This window comes from Mesorhizobium sp. M4A.F.Ca.ET.050.02.1.1, assembly GCF_003997725.1.
Classification (GTDB): domain Bacteria; phylum Pseudomonadota; class Alphaproteobacteria; order Rhizobiales; family Rhizobiaceae; genus Mesorhizobium.
The window spans coordinates 1-564 of the sequence record NZ_RZSG01001445.1 but is presented as its reverse complement, the minus strand read 5'-3'; the positions used below and the strand labels follow the sequence as shown (position 1 = coordinate 564).

Sequence of the window (564 nt, the reverse complement as noted above, 5' to 3'; positions counted from 1 at the left end):
GTGTGCCTGGCCGAAAACGCCGCCGCCGCCGCCCGCGACGGCAGGTCGAGCTTGAGCAGGATGTTGGCGACGTGACGCTTGACCGTGTGTTCGCTGAGGCTGAGCTCTGCGGCGATCGCGGCGTTGCTCTTGCCGTCGGCGATCAGGTTCACCACCTCGCTTTCCCGCGCCGTCAGCGTCGCCGACTCTGCTGGCCTGGCCTTCGGCCGGCAGGCCGGCTCCAGATGCTGTTCCGAGGTCGCCTGCACCACCGGCAGCGGCTCGTCCAGCTCGTCGAGGCTGATGCGGCCGGCCTCAGTGAAATGCAGGCCCGAGCCCACGGTGAGATCGGCAACCAGCCGCGAGGCAAGGATGTCGCCGCGCCCGGCATGGCTGGCGAGCTGCATGGTCACGCGCGCCGTCAGCCCGACCGGCTGGCCGCGCAGCTCGATCTCGCCGACATGCGCCCCTTGCGCGCTCGCCACGCCGATCTGCTGCGCCGCCTCGCGCAGCGCCGCCGCGCAGCGCACGGCGCGCGCCGGCCCGTCGAAGCGCGAGACCATCAACTCGCCATGCGTGCCGGCG

1 protein-coding gene is annotated in these 564 nt (G+C 72.3%); it reads right to left on the bottom strand.

Translation table 11 applies throughout. The annotated features are described in order from the left end of the window. Nucleotides 1-564, bottom strand: a 564-nt coding sequence (locus EOA33_RS38050) for a LuxR C-terminal-related transcriptional regulator (RefSeq protein WP_245482615.1), incomplete at both ends; no start/stop codon positions are given.